A 16,349-nucleotide genomic window follows, 5' to 3' on the forward strand; every position below is an offset into this window, starting at 1 on the left:
GCCGGCTGCGGGGTCCTTCCCCTTTCCCGCCCCTGACAAGGGAGACCCTGTGTTGTCCTTCACCGACGTGCACGGTCTCGCCGGTTGCCTCCTGGCCGCCGACGCTGACGCCGAGATGCTGGGCTGGGGCCAGCCCGCGACGCTGCTGTTCCTGCACGACCTGCCCTCCATCGGGGGCAGGGCGCGGATGTGCGCGATGCGCAGTGTGCAGTTCCCGCTGCACCGCGACGACCTGCTCACCGACCCGGCGGGGCTGCCCGCGTTGCTGCACCGCCTCGCCGCCGACCTGCACGACCCGGACACGCCTACGCCCTACCAGGCCACCTTCGACACCATCCTCCGGCTGATCCGCGCGGGCACGCCGGACGCGCGGGTGCTGGCCTGGGCCGTCTGCTACGACACCATCCACACCCTCGATGGCCAGCCCCGGCAGGCCCGCCGCATCGACGCCGTCGACACCGACGGCCGCGTCTACCAGCTCACCCACCTACATGGCGAGGACCACCCGCTGCTCGGTGTCGACGACACCCCCGACCCGAGCGACACCCCCTACACCAGGCCCGGCCTGCGCTCACTGCTGATCGCCACCGCCCGCTACACCCAGGCCAGCACGGGTGTGGGCACGGCATGACCAGAGCGCAGACACCCTCGACCGATCCCGACGAGCCGATCTTCGGCGTGTGCGGGCCCGACGGCGCGTCCATCTGCTGCCGGATCTGCGGCGCGGTCGACGAGGTCACCGTCCACGAGGTGCCGTCCATGGCCGGCTACGGCGAGGACACCTCGATGACGTGCAAGCGCTGCGGATCGGTCGAGACCACCGACCCGATCTTCGGTTGGCGCGCCACACCCGCCACCTGGCCGCCCACCCCGGAGCACGAGCAGCCATGACAACCATCCGTCTGTCGCTGAAGGAGTCCTCTCCCGTGAGCACCCACTGCTACATCGGCGTCATCACACCCGACAATCCGCGGCTCGTGCATGCCCGGTTCGTGCTCTTCGACTGCCAGCCGAGCGTCGTGCTGCCGACCCTGGCCGCGATCTGGGCCGGCCACGCCCGGTACGACACCCCGGCGCTGATCACCGCGATTCTCGCCGGCGACTGGGAGTACCTCGACCCGGACATCACCGCCACCACCGGCTCCGGGATCGCCCGGCAGCACCCGGTCCCGGGCGTCGGCATGACCCTGGCCTGCATCAACGACGGCACAGTGGACGGGGAGGAACCCGTCACCGTGTTCCCGCTGTGCCACGCCGCGCACCTCGACGCCGAGTGGATCTACCTCGTCGAGGCCGGCACCGCCACGATCGGCGTGCACACCGGCGACGGCAGCCGCGTCGCCAGCTACCAGCTCAGCGACTGCCTGCCCCCGCCCATCGAGAACCGACGCCCGCCCACTGGTTCGCGACCGACGGTGGGAGCGCCGCGGTGAGCGCCCGCGCCCTTGCCGGGGTCAGCGTCGGGGTGATCGTCGTGCTGGTGCTGTGCGCGGGCGGTATCGGCGCCCTGTTCACTGGCGGTGGTACCGCTTCGGCCGCCTGCTACAGCGCGGTCGGGCCGGACGGGCAACCGCTGCTGCCCGCCCTCACCGTGTCCCCACCCGCCGCTGGCGCCGGCGGGTGGACCAGCGAACAGATCGCCAACGCCGCCGCGATCGTCGCCGTCGGCGCGGAACTGAACGTGCCGCCTCGGGGTTGGGTGATAGCCCTGGCCACCGCCATGCAGGAATCCACGCTGCGCAACCTGCCCGGCGGGGACCGCGATTCCGTCGGCCTGTTCCAGCAACGCCCCTCTCAAGGCTGGGGCCTACCTGTCCAGCTGCGGGACCCCCGCTACGCGGCCGGGAAGTTCTACCAAGCGTTGCTGGCCATCGACGGGTGGCGGGCGATGGCGCTGACCGACGCCGCCCAGGCGGTGCAGCGCTCGGCCTACCCGGGCGCCTATGCGAAGTGGGAGGACGATGCGATCGCCCTGGTTCGCGTCCTGACCGGGGGCACCCCTGCCGGGCCCGTCGCGGCTGATCTGGAGCAGGCGATGAGCAACCCGCTGTGCCTGTTCGACGGCGGCGACGGGCAACCCGGCGCCGAACAGGTGCCTCTGCCGGACGGATTCACTCTCCCCCTCGGTACCCCACCGCAGGTCGTGACCGCCATCGGATGGGCCCTCGGCCAGCTCGGCACCCCGTACACCTTCGGCGGGGACTGCACCGCACCCCACTCCGGAGTCCCCGCCCACCAGTGCGACTGCTCCTCCCTCATCCAGCAGGCCTACCGTGCCGCCGGGATCTCCCTGCCCCGGGTCACCCGCGACCAGGTCCACGCCGGCCAGCCGGTCACCGAATACCGGGACCTGCGTCCGGGAGACCTGCTGTTCATCCCCGGTAGCCGCGGCAGCGCCACCCGCCCCGGCCACGTCGGCCTCTACCTCGGCCGCGGGCTCATCGTGCAAGCCCCGCACAGCGGCGACGTCGTCAAGATCAGCCGGCTGTCCGCGTGGGCCGGCCAACTCGCCGCCGTGCGTCGGATCGTCGAGGACCCGCTTGTACGTTCTCAACCTCGATGACGCACTCTCAAGACCATGTCACCGCCCATATCGCTTGCGACCTGAATGTGAGAAGACGTCGACGCGCCCGCCGTCACGCGTCAGACCGACTCGATACGCAACGTTGCGCGATCTACCTCGTGCCCGAGGACGACGCGGCTCGGCGCAGCTACATGGCGTGACGGCATGTGACCTCGTGGCATCCGAATTTGCCGAGATGAGTACGTGTGGCCGGGTGGCGTGGGCCTTGGGTCACCCGCCGGCCCGACGATGTTGCTCGGCAATCCGAGGTGCAGGATGTTGATCCATGAGCATGATCACTGAGTACGTGCGGTTGCGGCCGCACGAGCTCACCGAGCTTCGCCGACTCTTGCTCGAGGACCCGGATAACGCATGCGAGTACGCGGGCGACCTGCGCATGGGTGATCTCGATGAGGAGGTGGCGTCGCGAGGCATGGACACCGACAAGGCATGGGCCGGCCTGCAACATCTGCTGACCAAGTTGGGTCCGCCGGTCGACGTCATCGGCGGCGGCGAGCCAATGACCGATGACGAGTGGGGCTACGACTCTCCTCGCCTGCTGTCCGCGGACGATGCGGCTGATGCGGCCCGGTTCCTTGACGCCACTTCGTTCGCATTGCTCGCCCAGCACTACGACCCGGCCGAGATGATCTCGGCCGAGGTGTACCCGGCCATCTGGGATCAGCACTGGGCGCTGTCGTATCTGGAGGACTACTACACCCGGCTCGTAGCGCTGTTCTGTGCAGCCGCAGCCGATCGCGAGCCGATCCTGGTGTGGAGGGACTGACGCCGCAACACGATCGGCCGGGTATCGCCAGCACCAGGGGCGGACGCCCGCAACTGCCGCGATCCGCTCATCGGCTGACTGCTCATCAGAAACCGCGCGTAGCCGGCGGCGCGAACCGCCGCCGAGCCGATGGTGCCCATCGAAGCAGGCGCGGACTGAACAAAGCGGGAGCGTGTCCTCTCGGGGACATGTGGATCTCCGTACGTCAGCAATACGTAACTCAATGCCGGAGCCCGTACGCCGACAAGCGCCTCAGGAAATCGACACGATCTTGAGAACGGGACCGCGACAGCAGGCTGAGAAATCGAACCTATCGCCCAGCCCAGAGCTCCATAACGGCGATAAGAGGCGTGAGAAGCTACGCCGCTCTAGCCTCTCCCCGTCGGGGCCGGCAGGTCGACGAGAACTGTCGTGGGTCGCCTATGGACCTGGTGGCCGTGGACCCGCACTTGCCGCGTAGGCCGCCTTCGCGGCCTTCACACGGTTACGCAGGTCGCCGGGCTCCGCACCTTCGACGTTGAGTGGTGGTCGAAGGTCCGTGATCAGCCTGGTCTCGTGTTGTCGGGGTTCCTCGCAGGCGGACCAGGTGAGACGCAAGTGAGCCTGCATCCATGCGGTGAGACGCCGCTCGTCTTCAGCCAGGAGGACCACGCGATCGGTCCAGGTCGTCTGGTAGCGCTCGGTGGGCAGGAGGAGACCGGCGAGTGTCCGGCGCAGTGTGGAGCTGCCCGAGCGCGCCAGGTGGTTGCTTGCGATCCTGCTGCGCAAGCTGGTCGCGATGCCGAGGTACAGGAGGCGGACGCTCGGATCCGTGCTGTTGGCTGGGCCGGGAAGGTTCGGGAATATCTGGGGTTCCGCCCACCATGCGTATAGGCCGGAGGTGCTCGGCAGGAGTGGCACGGCATCAGTGGGCTTTATTGGCGTGTCGTTCAGTCCGTCGGTGACGGTCTGAGGGATCGGCTCAGCCGGCGTGGTCATAGGGGAAATCCTTTGCAGAGGATGTTCTGAGTGACGAACTTGGTGCTCACCGATGTCGGTCTGTTCAGCGATCGCGACCGGACTGCCATCGCCATATCGCGTGATCAAGTCTGGTCGGTGTGACCCCGAGTTTCTTGGCCGCCTCGATGACGATCTTCACCGCCAAGTCAGTGCTCATGGTGCGTTCTGGACGGTCGACGGCGGCGGCAACGAAGCGGAGGATCATGCGATCCGGTTTGACGCCCGGTGCACCCGACAGCATGAGCAGATATCTCCAGGAGGTGCCTGAGCCTTGACCGGGCACACGTAGCCACGCTTGCTTCGCTCGTTGCAGGCGATCGGCTCCGGCGTCTCTCAGGTCTTGGCAGGTGAGGATTCCGAGGGCTGACAGGGCTTGCGCCGCCTGCTCGATGGCCAGTGCCTTCAGCGGCGCGTCGGCGTGGGTGGAGGTTTTGTTCGCATTGCCCACGCTCTCCGCCCACGATTGAGCACTGCCGAGATCGGCGAAGGTGGTCAACAGCTCGGGCGTGCCATCGGCCGCAGGGTCGGACCCGTGCTGGCGGCGAAGGGCCCGGTACCGGTTGAGGACTGCGATAACGCCGCCGTACTTCACCCCGATCGACTGGATCGAATCGATGATGCACAGAGCCAAGCCCTCGGGGTAGCCAGCGGGATCGACCCACTCCGCGGGGTCGCCGAGCGTGGCTCGCGCCGACGCTACGACTTGCTCTGCGAGACCGTCGACGTCCTGGCCCGTGCTTCGGGATCCGTCCTCCATAGACGGAATCATGCCGAGGGAGTACGACACGACGTCGACTGCGGCTGATCCGCTGCGGCACCTCGACTACGCCGGATGGCACAAACCGGGCGTTGCCGCCCTGCTCACCACGCTCCGCCGGCCCCACGTGCCAGGCCCCGGCGCTGCCCGGGCCAGCCAGCAGCGCACGAGCTGTTCAGCGTCGGACCGCCGCAACCTGCCCTCCTCACCCCGATGCGCTCGCCGCCAAGGAAAGCGGCGTGTCGCACTGCGCGGGCGTGAGTGTTTCCCGCCGGTGTGCGGTGGCTCGGCGTCCCAACTGACGCGGTGCACCCCTGGGTCACCGACACCGACGCTCCCGCCGTGGCGGCGGCGGGTGCTCACTGAGCTGCGGTCCGGACGTCACCAGGCGGACGGCACCAACCGAAGCGATCCCGTCGACTCGGCGCGCGGGCGCGCCGCCGCCGACGCCCACCACTAACCCGAAGCGGAATCCAGACCTAGACCCCCCAGGAATGGGAAAGAAGGACGAGGACCGTGACCAGATCAAACAACGACGCGACGCGACTGTGGTCGGACCACTGCCGTCAGGATCCCTGCTCGGTGCAGGACAACTACCGGAAGGGGAACCGGGTCGCACTGGAGTACACCACTGACTCTCACACCCGGCTTCGGCCTGGTGACGAGGGCACGGTGCGCCGCTACGACCCGCAGACGCAGGTCCTTGAGGTGGCCTGGGACGGCGGCTCCCGCCTGTCGCTGCTGCTCGGCGAGGGAGACCGCGTCCGCCCTGTCCCCACCTCGGTCACCGACGCAAGTTGGGAGCGGGTGCTCGCCGCGCTGCGCGCCGCCGGGGCCGCGGGCGGGCGGGACGCCGCCGCCCGGTGGGCACAGCACGTCCTCGGCGTCCAGCGGGGCGGCGACGTCACCGCAGCGGCGCGGCAGGCGCTGGCCGGTGTCAGCGACGTCGACCCGCCCGTCCTCGACGGGCTTCCCACCGCTGACCGGTACCGCCTGGCCGAGGACTCCGACCGATACGCCGAGCACGCCCCACCCGGAGCCCCTGCGTGGGAGCAGCTGACGGCGCGGCAGTGCGACCAGGCGCGGTGGGCGTGGTGCGACGGGTACGACGACGCCGCGCATGCCGAGGCGGCCCGCCGGTGCCGCATGATCCTGCATCCCGCCGGCGACGACCGGGACCTCAGCCACGTGCACCCCGACCAGGTGCGTCTGGGTGGACCGCGCGTGTTCGCCGGGGACTGGGCGTGGACACCCAACCCGAACGGTGAGCTGCGCATCCCGGTCGGGTTCGCCGGCACCCTGGTCGACACGTGGAACGGGTGGGCGGTGTTCACCTGCACCCGCGAGGTCGCCGAGGCGATCGTCGCCGAGCAGCAGGAGGCCCGCGACCGCTACCGGCAGCACCTCACCGCCGACGGTGTCACCGGCGAACGCCTGGAGCAGGCGGTCGACGAGTCCACGGCCCGGCTGTGGTTCGACGGCACCGCGATCGTCGTCGACGAGACGCGGGTGCACGGCGACTCCGACGCCATCGAACGGATCACCCCTGACGCGGACGGCCGGTACACCGTGATGGGCCGCGCTTGGACCTGGACGGCTGTGCACCCCTACGACTGCGACCGCATCGCCGGCGTCATCCCCGACCCGCCCACCGCCGAGGCCTAACCCCTCGTGCATCACCATCCCCGACTGCGAAAGGACCTACGACCCTGCTCGATGGCGGCGACGAGTTCGGTGATTACGTCCACGAAGAGCTGCTGCAAGCCCTCGTGGCGCGGCGGCTCAGCAGCGGCGATCTGGACCAGCTCTGCGACGACGCCGACCTGCCTCATCTCGTCGAAGACGACGGCGTGCCCGTGGTGATCACGTCCGCCCGCGCCTACCGCGACGCCGGCGTCCTGACCCTCGACCGGGACGTCTGGCTGGGACTGTCCGACGGCAGCGTCTTCGGCCCTGACCGTGCAGGTATCCCGCCGTCCCCGCGGCGAGGTCACCCTCCACCGCCCGTAGCCCAGTAGCCCGGGAGCACCGCAACGGCTTGATCAATCCGGTGCCGGGTGCGTTCCTTGTCGTCGCCCACCGGCCGGTGACGGCGACACCTGACCAGCCGCCCTAGCGCCGGTCTTGCTTGCTGCACACATTCCACGGAGGTCGCTGGCCGCCCTTGTCACAGGGCCGCGCCCGCCACCGCCGTCTCCGCCGCGCGGACACCACACCACGCCTGCCCGCGCACCCGGAGACGGTGCGCGGGCCCAACCCTGATGACAGGAGATTCCGTGGACCCTGCACCCTCACCCACCAGCACCGATCCCGCCAACGCGGGCGGCGGGCGCCGCCCCGGCTACCTCTACCGCCTGGTCGCCGCCCACCTGGCCGCCCACCCCGACCAGGTCCTCAAGGTCGGCGAGATCACCACCGCACTCTCCGTGCCCTCCACCGGCGCCGTGTTCGACGCGTTGAAGAAGATGGCCGCGGCTGGCTACGCCACCCACCACACCAAACCGCACCGCTTCCAGATCACCCAGGCGGGCATCGACGCCGCCGGCACCATGCCGCCACCCGCCCCGCGCTCCCCCGGCAGCAGCAGCCCGCGGTCAGCGCGGCGGCAGCCGGTGGCCCGACCCAACGGGGACCTGTACTTCCCGCGCAAACTCGCCGGGGCCACCGACGTGGACGTGCTGCGCCGGCTGCGCGACAAGCGCATCCCGGCGCTGCTCTACGGCCCGCCCGGCACCGGCAAGACCGCCCTCGTCGAAGCCGCATTCCCGGACCTGCTCACCGTCGCCGGCACCGGCGACACCGTGGTGGAGGACTTCCTCGGCAGCTTCATCCCCCTGCCCGACGGTGGCTTCGAGTTCGTCTACGGGCCCCTCGTCGCCGCCATGCGGGAAGGCCGGGCGTTGCTGGTCGACGACGCCACCCTCATCCCACCGAAGGTCCTCGCCGTGCTCTACCCGGCTATGGACGGGCGACGGGTCATCACCATCCCCGGCTACCGCAACGAACGCGTCGAAGCCGTCGACGGGTTCTACGTCATCGCCGGACACAACCCCGGCGTACACGGCGCCATCTTGACCGAGGCCCTCGCGTCGCGGTTCGACGTGCACATCGAGGTCACCACCGACTGGGACCTCGCCCGCCACCTCGGCGTCCCCACCGCCGCCGTCCAAGCGGCCGTCGACCTCAACCAGGACCTGGCGGCAGGGCGGATCTCGTGGGCGCCGCAGCTGCGGGAACTGCTCGGCTTCACCCGCGTCCGCAAGACCCTCGGACTGCCCGCCGCGGTCGCGAACCTGGCCGGCCGCGCCCCAGAGGAGGACCGCGAGCAGGTCACCGCCGCCCTGCGACAGCACTTCGGCACCGAGATCACCGCGCTCGCCCTCGGCAAGCAGCGCTAACCCCTCTGAAAGGAGCATCAATGCCTCACCCTCATCATCTGCAACCGGGGACAGCCGGCCAAGCCGCGAACGACCCCGCCTGGCGGGACTGGAGCGACGCCTGGACCCGACACATCGCGGTCCTGACCGGCCGCGGCGACCTGACCGTCACCGTCGCCCCCGGCGCGGGCGGCGGCGCACCGGCCTGCTTCTACCCCGACGCCCGCCGCATCGAAGTCGACGCCACCCACATCGGCGCACCCGACATCACCAACCCCCGCCGGCCCGGCCACAAGCGGCTCGTGCCGACCGCGTACGGGCTGCTCGTGCACGAAGCCGCGCACGCCGCGCACAGCCTGTGGGCGGCACCGCCCGGCACCCCGCCGATCGTCGCCCACGTCGCCGACCTGCTCGAGGAGTCCCGCGCGGAGCACCGGCAGCGCGGCAGACGACGCGGTGACCGCCGGTGGCTGCGCCACACCGTCACCACCCTGCTCGACCCCGGCGACGCCGGCGTGGACGACGCCTGGCACGCCGGCACCCTCGCCGCGCTGCTCCTCGCGCGGGTCGACGCCCGGATCATCACCGCGAAGGACATCAAGGGTGTTCGCGCCGCCGTCACCACGATCCTCGGCCGCAAGCGGCTGCTTCAGCTTCGTGACGTGTGGCGGCAGGCGCACCTGACCGCGGACACCGACGCCGAGCAGATGCTCGACCTGGCGTGGCGGTGGTGCCGGATCCTCGGCATCGACCCGCACCGGCAGCCGAACACACCGGCCGCGGACCCCGGGGTGTTCGCCGGCATGCTCGCCCAAGCCCTCGCGGACTACCTGGCTCACACCGCCGGCCTGACCCCGGCCCAGTACCGCAACCAGCAGATCACCGCCCGCTTCTCGGCGCCCCCGACGTGGACCCGCCGCGAACCCACCGACGCCGAGCGCGCCGCCGCCCGCGCCCTCGCCGCGCGGCTGGCCCGCGCCCGCACCCACTCCCCCGAACCCGATACCCGGCCCAGCGCGGTTCCGCCCGGACGGCTGCGCACCCGCCACGCCATCACCGCGCAGGCGCAGATGGCCGCCGGGGCGATGCCCACCGCCACCCCGTGGCAGCGCCGCACCCAGGTGCCGCCACCCAAGCCGACCCTGCACCTCGGAGTCATCGTCGACGCCTCGTTCTCCATGCACCCCTGGGCGGCGCCGATGTCCTCGGCCGGGTGGATCCTCGCCCACGCCGCCCACCGCAATCGCGCCGTCACCGCCACGATCGCCTTTGGCAGCGATGTCACCCTGCTCGTCGGAGCTCGGCAGCAGCCCCAACACGTACTTGAGCTTGCCGCGTACGGCGGCAGCAGCGGATTCACCGACGCGGTGAAACTCGCCGATCAGCTGCTGCAGCTGCGCCAGCCCGGCAGGTTGCGGATGCTCGCCGTCGTCTCCGACGGCGACCTGCCCGACATCGACCCCGCGCAGCGGCTCATCACGACCCTGCACCAGGCCGGGTGTCCGGTGCTGTGGCTGCGCCCCGCCGACCTCGACGGGCACACCTTCACCGACACCACCACGCTGCTGGTCGCCGACCCGGTGCAGGCCATCGGCCACATCGCCGACGCCGCCACCGCCGCCCTCGAACAAGCCTGACCAGGCCGCCAGCCTTCACCGCTGGCCTCCCAACCGGCGGTGCCACAACCGCTTCGATCGCCACCCTCGCCGCGCGGTGAGCGGCCCCGCCTCTCCCGCGCTTGTCCTGCTCGCACCCGCCATCGGCCGTTGCCCGGCCACCGCGCACCCCTGCGCACCCCGGGCACGGCCGAGAAGGCCGTGCCCGGGTTCCCGCCACTGAAGGGAACCCCCGTGACCAACACCGTCAACGCCCGCCCCGCCACCAGCGCGCCGGGCAGTAGCCGCCAGCCAAGGATCGCCGTCATCGGCGGCTCCCTCACCGGACCCGTCGCCGCGCTCCTACTGCTGCACGCCGGCTTCGATCACGTCGCCGTCTACGACGCCGCGCCCGCCACCGCCAACCTCGGCGGCGGCCTGATCGGTCTCGAACACGCCGCCCTGGACGTGCTGGACCGCCTCGGCATCAGCCAGGACGAGTTCGTCGCCCACGACTCGGAAACCATCTGGCAAATCCCCATCCGCGACCGACGTGAAGCCGCCGGGCGGCGGCAGGTCTACCCGGGCCGCAACACCACCTGGACCCTGCTGCACACCGCCCTTGCCCGCCGCCTACCCGCCGGGCTACTGCACACCTCGCACCGCCTCACCGGCCTCGATGCCACCACCGGCCAGCCGACGCTGCACTTCACGAACGGCCACGTCGCCGCCCACGACCTGGTGGTGTTCGCCGACGGACGGTCCTCCACCGGCCGGCGGCTACTCGACCCAGACCGCGCCCTGCGCTACGCCGGCTACGTCGCCCACCGCGGCCACGCCCACACCCCCGCCCCAGCGCTGCGCGACTTCCTGCGCCTCGAACCGGGCCCCGGCTGCCAGTACAACGTCGCCCCCGTCCTCGGCGGCCTGGACTGGACCCTCTACCTCAACGCCAGCCCCGCCGAATACGCCGACCGGTTCGGCGCCCCGCCCACCCGCCGCCTGTTCGCCCTGCCGCAGCACGTCAGCCCCGCCGCCCGCGCCCACGTTGACGCCCGGGCCGAGCAGCTGCTGCCGGCCGAGCACGCCGTCACCGTGCACACCACCACCACGCGCATGGCCGTTCCCGTCATGGACATCGACCCGCCCACCCGCATGGTGTGGCCCCTCGGCGGCGGGCACGCCGTGCTCCTCGGCGACGCCCTCGCCCCGGTACGCCCTCACACCGCCCGCGGCGCGAACAACGGCATCGAACAAGCCGCCGGACTCATCGCCGCCCTCACCCAACACCGCAAGTACCGCGCCGACCTCGACGCCGCCCTGCACGGATGGCAACGCCGCCACCTACCCGCCGCCATCGCCGCCGTGCACCGCGGACCCGCCATCGGCGCGCGCCTCGGCCTCGGCGACACAGCCCCCGGCGCCGTCCGCTGACCGGCCCAGGCCCGCCGGCTCACGGCCACCCCACCCCGTGCACGGCGACTTGATCGGTTCGGAAAGTCGAGCGTCACTGCACCCGGTCGCCGCCCCGGCGAACCCGACAGCGGCTCCCCACACCGCTGGCCGGGGCGGCGGCCACCCCGCGCCGACGAAAGGGCAACGCGAATGGGCCAGCCGCACCGCCGTGTCGTACCCCGCACCGTCACCGACGTCCCGCTATGGCTGCTCGCCGCCGACGTGACCGACGCCCACCCACCCCACCCCGAACGACCGGGCCGCTGCGCGAACCTGCGATGCGGCGGCGAGGCATACCCGTGCCGGCCCGCCCGCGACGCCCAGCGCGCCCGCGAGGCTGCCAGCAGGCCCGTCCTGCTGGCCCGCGGCCGAGCCCGGCCGGCAGTGCCGATCGCCGCCGCGGCCACCCGATTCGTCGGCTGGTTCCAGCCCAGCACGCCACGGCCGGCCCCACGGCGACAGCGGACGACCCGGTCGCCGCGCGCCGCGTAACGCCAGCCCCTGCCTCCCTACCTCACCGGCGCCCGATCGGCCGCCGGATCCCCGATCACGCTGGAGAAAGCATGAGCTTCCGGGCCGAGAAAACCCTCGCCGGCTACGCCCGCGCCGCGGTCGACCTGCGCCTGCACATGACCGAATACTGCCGCGGCCCGTTCGCCGGACAGTACCTACGGGCGTGGCTGCAATCCCACATCACCGACGACGCCGGCAACAACGCCACCGTGCTCGACGCGTTCAGCCGCATCGCGCACCAGCCATGGCGCGACGGCCAACCGTACGTCCTCGCCCCGGCCATGACCGCGATCATCGCCGCCGCCGCTCAAGCCCTCGACCTGACCGGCGACACCATCGGCAACGACATAGCACCCAGCGACGCCGGTGTGCTGTTCCTACCCGAACCGATCTACGAACGCGGTGTCCACGGACAGGGTGACCTCCATCGGCGCGATCACCTGGGCCAAGGTCCACAACCGCGACAGCGGACGCACCGGCTGGTGGATCACCGGCTGGGCCGACCGCGACGACCCCCTCGACCCCGCCGCCGCCCGCCGTCGCGACCAGGTAGCCGAAGCGCCGCATCTCGCCGCCCAGTTCGGCCCCTACGTGCTGACGACCTTCGCCGACATCCCCATCGGCGTCCCGATCGCGACCCGCGAGGACCTACCCGACACCGCCAACGAGGACTGGGAGTCCGCGCCGGACGGCCGGTTCTGCGTCGACGAGTCCACCGTGCGGATGCGGGCCGTCGCGGCCATCTGTTACGCGTTCTGGCGCATCCAGGAACAACCCATCGCCACCGTCGCCAACCCGCCCCTGGACCGACCTGCCCGCCGACGTGCCCTGCGCGCCGGCCTGCGCCACGACACCCGCGTGGTCATGCTGCGACGCACCAAACCCGTCGCCGAACCCGCCGGCGAGGCGAAGTGGCACTACCGGGTGAGGTTCATCGTGCGCGGGCACTGGCGGCGCCTCGTCAACGCCGACGGTCAGCCCTACCGCATCTGGATCCACTCCCACATCAAAGGCCCCGACGGGGCTCCCCTGCTGCTCGGCGAAACCGTGTCCGTCCTCGCCCGATGACCCCTTCAACCGGAAAGCGCGGCCACAGGCGCGCACGCTACTCAGGAGAATCTGCCATGCCGGACTCCGGATACCCCTTCGACACCCGTAACCGCGCCTACCAGCGGTTCCTCACCTTCGCCGGCGAGCACTTCGAAGTCGTCAGCTGGGACAGCGCCATCACCGGCCGACCAGCAATGATCACTTTGATCGATATCGGCAGCCGCGACGCGTTCACCTTCGCCCTGCTCGACAGCGCTGAGGACCGTCGGCCTCACGCGCTGCTCGCCGTCACCACCACGGCCGCCCTGACCTTGCACGGGCCGATACCCGGCCGCGCCGCCACCGCCGACTACGCCCCCCATCTGGCCATGCGCGACGCCAACATCGCCGCCACCACCCCCGTGGCCCTTCACGACCCCGGCGAGGCGCACATCAGCGGCGACGAGTGGATAGCTGTTCCCTCCGACATCGCGGCGGCAGCCCGCACCGCCACCCTCGATACGACCCGTGTCGCGCTGGCTTTGCTGGACCGTGACCGCGCCCACCTCGCCGTCGTCGGCCCCTTCCCGAGCATCGACGCTGCCGACGTCTGGCAGCCCGCCGGTGACGGATGGCCACCGGTCGACCGGCTCCTACTCCCGGTTCACACCCCCACCCCGCCCGTGTGACCGCTCGCAGCAGACGAACATTCGGGGCGCCCCCGAGGCCGCCACTGGCGACGCCAAAGAACCCAACCCGAACACTGCCTCCCGGGTCACCACCCACCTCGGACGCCTGTGCACCACCGCACCACCGCAATCCAGAAACACCAGCGAGGGTCGCCGCCAAACGATGACGGCCCTCGCTGCTTCGCGAGAGGACAACACCATGCAACCTGTACACCCACCCGACGAGCCTGACGAGACCGACGCCCGCGAACCCCTCAGCGTCGGTGACCCGCTCCTCGGCAAGTCACGGCTGCTGTCGCGGCAGTGCGACACCTGCATCTTCGCCCCAGGCAATCGCATGCACCTCACCGCCGGACGGCTCCGTGAGCTCGTCACCGAAACCCGCGAGCGAGAGTCCTTCGTCATCTGCCACGACACACTGCCGCACTACAAGCACCCCAACGCCAAACCGGCGATCTGCCGCGGCTTCGCCGACCGCTACCACACCCAAGCCCTGCAACTCATCGAACGGCTCTTCGGCTTCATCGAGGTCGACCCGCCGCAGCCACCCCAGCCCGACGCCCGACCGTGCCAGGAAGGTGACCCGTGACTGGCATGCCGTACCCGCCGGCCGAAGGCGTCAAGGAAAACTTCCACGGGCCGTCAGAGCGAGATAATCGAACGCCTCGGCTGGTCGGCCACTCTCATCCACGGCGACCCCGCCGACGCGGTCCTTCGGCCGGACCGCCCATGACTACCCGAAGTCCCCATCGCCGGCTCGACCCCGCGACGCGCAGAGCTGCGTCCTGCCGAAGAGTGCCGTCGGTGGTCACCTGGCTGAACGTTCCCATGGCCGCTCGATCCAGGGATTGGAGAAGCTCGACATCCTGAACTGTCGATGAGCGGACCGCCCGGTCGGACTCACTCTTGGAGGCCGTCTCCCGTTCCCGCCAAGCGCTCGCGACTCAGATACCGAACCGGCTTGCCGAGCGACTCCGCGTAGGCAATCTCCCGTCGAGTTGACTCACCTAAGTAGCCGCACGGATCCACGATGTACACCTCGTCAGCCATGCGAATCTTTTGGAAGTGCACGCCGCCAAGCCGCCCCTTCAGATCCGAGCTGTCGACTGTCCAGTCGTAGCCCGGCAGATCGGGGAGGCTGAACATTCCGAGGCTGATCACGACGCAACCTTCCATCGTGAGCCGCTGGTTGACCTCCGCGAACTCAGCCTCAAACTTGGCCGAGCCGCAGAGCGTGATGACCTTCGCCTCACCCTCGGCCGACCGCGGCGCCTGCTGGTCCTCCATAAGGTTCATGATCGGTGAACAGGCAGGACAAGTCCATCGCCGCCCCCTGGACGTTCGCTCATGCCGCGATCCGCGCGCTAGGCAGCGTCACGCCGAGCTGGCCCGGTTGCCGTCCGCTCGTGCCGATGTGCGGACGTTTCTCGCTGGCCTACGTGCGGGTCTCAGTCGATCTCGCGTAGGGCTCCACTGGCGATATGGTCCGCGATGTCTGGCGGGATAGGGCTGCCGCTGGCATCCGCCTCGCGGGCAGCTCGCACCAGTCGCAGGACCTCCAGGCCGATCTCTTCCGCTCTAGCCCGGCTCAAGTCGATACCGAGCCACCTCAGCCACTCGACAGTGCCTTGGGTCTCGTGGCGCTCAAGCCACGGCTTCGCCGGATCCGGGTGGGAGAGCAACATGATGGCTGCGGAGAGACGGGCATGCGGTGCTTCGTGGCCGTCAAGCACAAGGCCCCGGGCATTCGGCAGTGACATACCGTCCGGCTCCGATGTGAGTACCTCGAAGAGAGCCGCTTCACCCGGCGCCGGAAGCGCCTGGACATAGGCCTCCTCGCTCATGGCGAGGCCCACGTTCACGCGAGACGCGTTCCAGGATCGTCGACTCGAACGACCACCCTCTGGACACCGGTCTGTCCGATCCGCTGGGTCCAGCGCCCGAGCCGTTCGATATCACCCACGAAGATCGTGTAGTCGTCGAGGTCCAGTTCCCCGTCGAAGACGAGATGTCCCACGAGCGGCATGGCGTCCTGCCATATCGACACCCGCGTATGAGCTATCTGACCGCGGGTGCGAATCGCCACATGCCGGCGGTCGGCACCCACAGGCCCATCGCTCCAATCGACCTCCGGCCAGGCCGTCGACCCCACGAGCAACACCGCATGGTTGCCATAGATCTCTACAGCACCCGTAAGCACGATCTTCCTCCGATGCTCCGCACGACGATGATCGCAGAGCCCCTCAGGCCAATCGCAAGGTCCGGCCGGGCAGACGTTCGCTCACTGCCGCTGGTCGGGCGTTCGTTCATGGCCAGCAATGTCCGACTCCGAATAGACGTCCCGGTCGACGTGAGTACGGCCGCTCAGCACTCAGCGATCCGACTCCCAGTCCTGGACGGTTTGATGTACAGGGACCATGTTGATCCACATCTCTCCGTAGAACCGGGATCCACCCAACTGGTCCAGCAGCTTTGTGCCTCCGTCTCGGTCGTGAAGGCCGGCCCCCGCCTGGAAGCGCGATCCGGGCTCAGGCTCGTCCGTGTACTCGACAACCACGCAATGGCCGGCTGCCGGTAACCGGGGA

At 70.3% G+C, this 16,349-nt stretch carries 19 protein-coding genes; 13 read left to right on the top strand and 6 right to left on the bottom strand.

Translation table 11 applies throughout. The features are described 5' to 3' along the window. Positions 1-49: 49 nt before the first annotated feature. From AB0C04_RS20880 to AB0C04_RS20900, 5 genes are all read left to right on the top strand, one after another. The gene (locus AB0C04_RS20880; protein ID WP_357057033.1) at positions 50-631 is read left to right on the top strand and encodes a hypothetical protein; all 582 of its coding nucleotides are present in this window, start codon (positions 50-52) and stop codon (positions 629-631) included. Further along, positions 628-891 (top strand): hypothetical protein, encoded by a 264-nt coding sequence (locus AB0C04_RS20885; protein WP_357057035.1) that lies wholly within the window; start codon positions 628-630, stop codon positions 889-891. The genes AB0C04_RS20880 and AB0C04_RS20885 overlap by 4 nt, the downstream gene beginning before the upstream one ends. Then, positions 888-1,433 carry a hypothetical protein gene (locus tag AB0C04_RS20890; protein ID WP_357057037.1) on the top strand — a complete coding sequence of 182 codons (546 nt, stop codon included), beginning with the start codon at positions 888-890 and terminating at the stop codon, positions 1,431-1,433. The genes AB0C04_RS20885 and AB0C04_RS20890 overlap by 4 nt, the downstream gene beginning before the upstream one ends. Then, on the top strand, positions 1,430-2,563 hold the full coding sequence (locus tag AB0C04_RS20895; protein ID WP_357057040.1) for a C40 family peptidase: 1,134 nt from the start codon (positions 1,430-1,432) through the stop codon (positions 2,561-2,563). Before AB0C04_RS20890 ends, AB0C04_RS20895 begins: the two co-directional genes overlap by 4 nt. 286 nt (positions 2,564-2,849) lie before the next feature. After that, positions 2,850-3,350 carry a DUF1877 family protein gene (locus AB0C04_RS20900; protein ID WP_357057042.1) on the top strand — a complete coding sequence of 167 codons (501 nt, stop codon included), beginning with the start codon at positions 2,850-2,852 and terminating at the stop codon, positions 3,348-3,350. Between the two features lie 420 nt (positions 3,351-3,770). Here AB0C04_RS20900 and AB0C04_RS20905 read toward each other — a convergent pair whose 3' ends face one another. Together AB0C04_RS20905 and AB0C04_RS20910 are read right to left on the bottom strand one after the other, a co-directional pair. Beyond that, positions 3,771-4,328: a GIY-YIG nuclease family protein gene (locus tag AB0C04_RS20905; protein WP_357057044.1), complete on the bottom strand. Its 558-nt coding sequence runs from the start codon at positions 4,326-4,328 to the stop codon at positions 3,771-3,773. 64 nt (positions 4,329-4,392) lie between these two features. Continuing rightward, a complete protein-coding gene (locus AB0C04_RS20910; protein WP_357057046.1) occupies positions 4,393-5,106 on the bottom strand; it encodes a hypothetical protein in 714 nt (237 codons plus the stop codon). 516 nt (positions 5,107-5,622) lie between these two features. On the opposite strand from AB0C04_RS20910, the gene AB0C04_RS20915 reads away from it, so the two are divergent. Beyond that, positions 5,623-6,771, top strand: a complete 1,149-nt coding sequence (locus tag AB0C04_RS20915; protein WP_357057048.1) for a DUF4314 domain-containing protein — start codon at positions 5,623-5,625, stop codon at positions 6,769-6,771. 11 nt (positions 6,772-6,782) lie between these two features. On the opposite strand, the gene AB0C04_RS20920 is transcribed toward AB0C04_RS20915, so the two are convergent. Continuing rightward, complete coding sequence (locus AB0C04_RS20920; protein ID WP_357057050.1) at positions 6,783-7,100, bottom strand: hypothetical protein; 318 nt, start codon at positions 7,098-7,100, stop codon at positions 6,783-6,785. A gap of 282 nt (positions 7,101-7,382) precedes the next feature. On the opposite strand from AB0C04_RS20920, the gene AB0C04_RS20925 reads away from it, so the two are divergent. The 6 genes from AB0C04_RS20925 (at position 7,383) to AB0C04_RS20950 (ending at position 14,353) form a co-directional block, all read left to right on the top strand. After that, positions 7,383-8,504, top strand: a complete 1,122-nt coding sequence (locus AB0C04_RS20925) for an AAA family ATPase (protein ID WP_357057052.1) — start codon at positions 7,383-7,385, stop codon at positions 8,502-8,504. A 20-nt stretch (positions 8,505-8,524) separates the two neighbouring features. Continuing rightward, positions 8,525-10,120: a VWA domain-containing protein gene (locus AB0C04_RS20930; RefSeq protein ID WP_357057054.1), complete on the top strand. Its 1,596-nt coding sequence runs from the start codon at positions 8,525-8,527 to the stop codon at positions 10,118-10,120. Between the two features lie 213 nt (positions 10,121-10,333). Beyond that, a complete protein-coding gene (locus tag AB0C04_RS20935) occupies positions 10,334-11,512 on the top strand; it encodes a monooxygenase (protein ID WP_357057056.1) in 1,179 nt (392 codons plus the stop codon). Between the two features lie 936 nt (positions 11,513-12,448). After that, entirely contained in the window at positions 12,449-13,114 is a 666-nt protein-coding gene (locus AB0C04_RS20940) for a hypothetical protein (RefSeq protein WP_357057058.1), read from the top strand. 56 nt (positions 13,115-13,170) lie between these two features. Continuing rightward, positions 13,171-13,764, top strand: coding sequence for a hypothetical protein (locus AB0C04_RS20945; protein WP_357057060.1), 594 nt, complete (start codon positions 13,171-13,173; stop codon positions 13,762-13,764). A 199-nt stretch (positions 13,765-13,963) separates the two neighbouring features. Further along, entirely contained in the window at positions 13,964-14,353 is a 390-nt protein-coding gene (locus AB0C04_RS20950) for a hypothetical protein (RefSeq protein WP_357057062.1), read from the top strand. Positions 14,354-14,664: 311 nt separating this feature from the next. Here the strand turns inward: AB0C04_RS20950 and AB0C04_RS20955 are convergent, their stop codons facing one another. After that, complete coding sequence (locus AB0C04_RS20955) at positions 14,665-15,051, bottom strand: hypothetical protein (protein ID WP_357057066.1); 387 nt, start codon at positions 15,049-15,051, stop codon at positions 14,665-14,667. A 14-nt stretch (positions 15,052-15,065) separates the two neighbouring features. Here AB0C04_RS20955 and AB0C04_RS20960 point away from each other — a divergent pair, with 14 nt between their 5' ends. Further along, positions 15,066-15,230 carry a hypothetical protein gene (locus AB0C04_RS20960; RefSeq protein WP_357057068.1) on the top strand — a complete coding sequence of 55 codons (165 nt, stop codon included), beginning with the start codon at positions 15,066-15,068 and terminating at the stop codon, positions 15,228-15,230. Here the strand turns inward: AB0C04_RS20960 and AB0C04_RS20965 are convergent. Together AB0C04_RS20965 and AB0C04_RS20970 are read right to left on the bottom strand one after the other, a co-directional pair. Beyond that, complete coding sequence (locus tag AB0C04_RS20965; protein ID WP_357057070.1) at positions 15,213-15,608, bottom strand: hypothetical protein; 396 nt, start codon at positions 15,606-15,608, stop codon at positions 15,213-15,215. The genes AB0C04_RS20960 and AB0C04_RS20965 overlap by 18 nt on opposite strands. A 14-nt stretch (positions 15,609-15,622) precedes the next feature. Then, a complete protein-coding gene (locus tag AB0C04_RS20970) occupies positions 15,623-15,964 on the bottom strand; it encodes a hypothetical protein (RefSeq protein WP_357057072.1) in 342 nt (113 codons plus the stop codon). Positions 15,965-16,349 lie beyond the last annotated feature (385 nt).

The sequence above is a fragment of the Micromonospora sp. NPDC048909 genome, assembly GCF_040649635.1.
Lineage (GTDB): Bacteria > Actinomycetota > Actinomycetes > Mycobacteriales > Micromonosporaceae > Micromonospora.

Excerpts from the sequence above, each read along its gene's own strand:
- AB0C04_RS20885 (WP_357057035.1), top strand. The coding sequence starts at position 628 with ATGACCAGAGCGCAGACACCCTCGACCGATCCCGACGAGCCGATCTTC.
- AB0C04_RS20890 (WP_357057037.1), top strand. The coding sequence starts at position 888 with ATGACAACCATCCGTCTGTCGCTGAAGGAGTCCTCTCCCGTGAGCACC.
- AB0C04_RS20900 (WP_357057042.1), top strand. The coding sequence starts at position 2,850 with ATGAGCATGATCACTGAGTACGTGCGGTTGCGGCCGCACGAGCTCACC.
- AB0C04_RS20905 (WP_357057044.1), bottom strand. The coding sequence starts at position 4,328 with ATGACCACGCCGGCTGAGCCGATCCCTCAGACCGTCACCGACGGACTG.
- AB0C04_RS20910 (WP_357057046.1), bottom strand. The coding sequence starts at position 5,106 with ATGGAGGACGGATCCCGAAGCACGGGCCAGGACGTCGACGGTCTCGCA.
- AB0C04_RS20930 (WP_357057054.1), top strand. The coding sequence starts at position 8,525 with ATGCCTCACCCTCATCATCTGCAACCGGGGACAGCCGGCCAAGCCGCG.
- AB0C04_RS20945 (WP_357057060.1), top strand. The coding sequence starts at position 13,171 with ATGCCGGACTCCGGATACCCCTTCGACACCCGTAACCGCGCCTACCAG.
- AB0C04_RS20950 (WP_357057062.1), top strand. The coding sequence starts at position 13,964 with ATGCAACCTGTACACCCACCCGACGAGCCTGACGAGACCGACGCCCGC.
- AB0C04_RS20955 (WP_357057066.1), bottom strand. The coding sequence starts at position 15,051 with ATGGAGGACCAGCAGGCGCCGCGGTCGGCCGAGGGTGAGGCGAAGGTC.
- AB0C04_RS20965 (WP_357057070.1), bottom strand. The coding sequence starts at position 15,608 with ATGAGCGAGGAGGCCTATGTCCAGGCGCTTCCGGCGCCGGGTGAAGCG.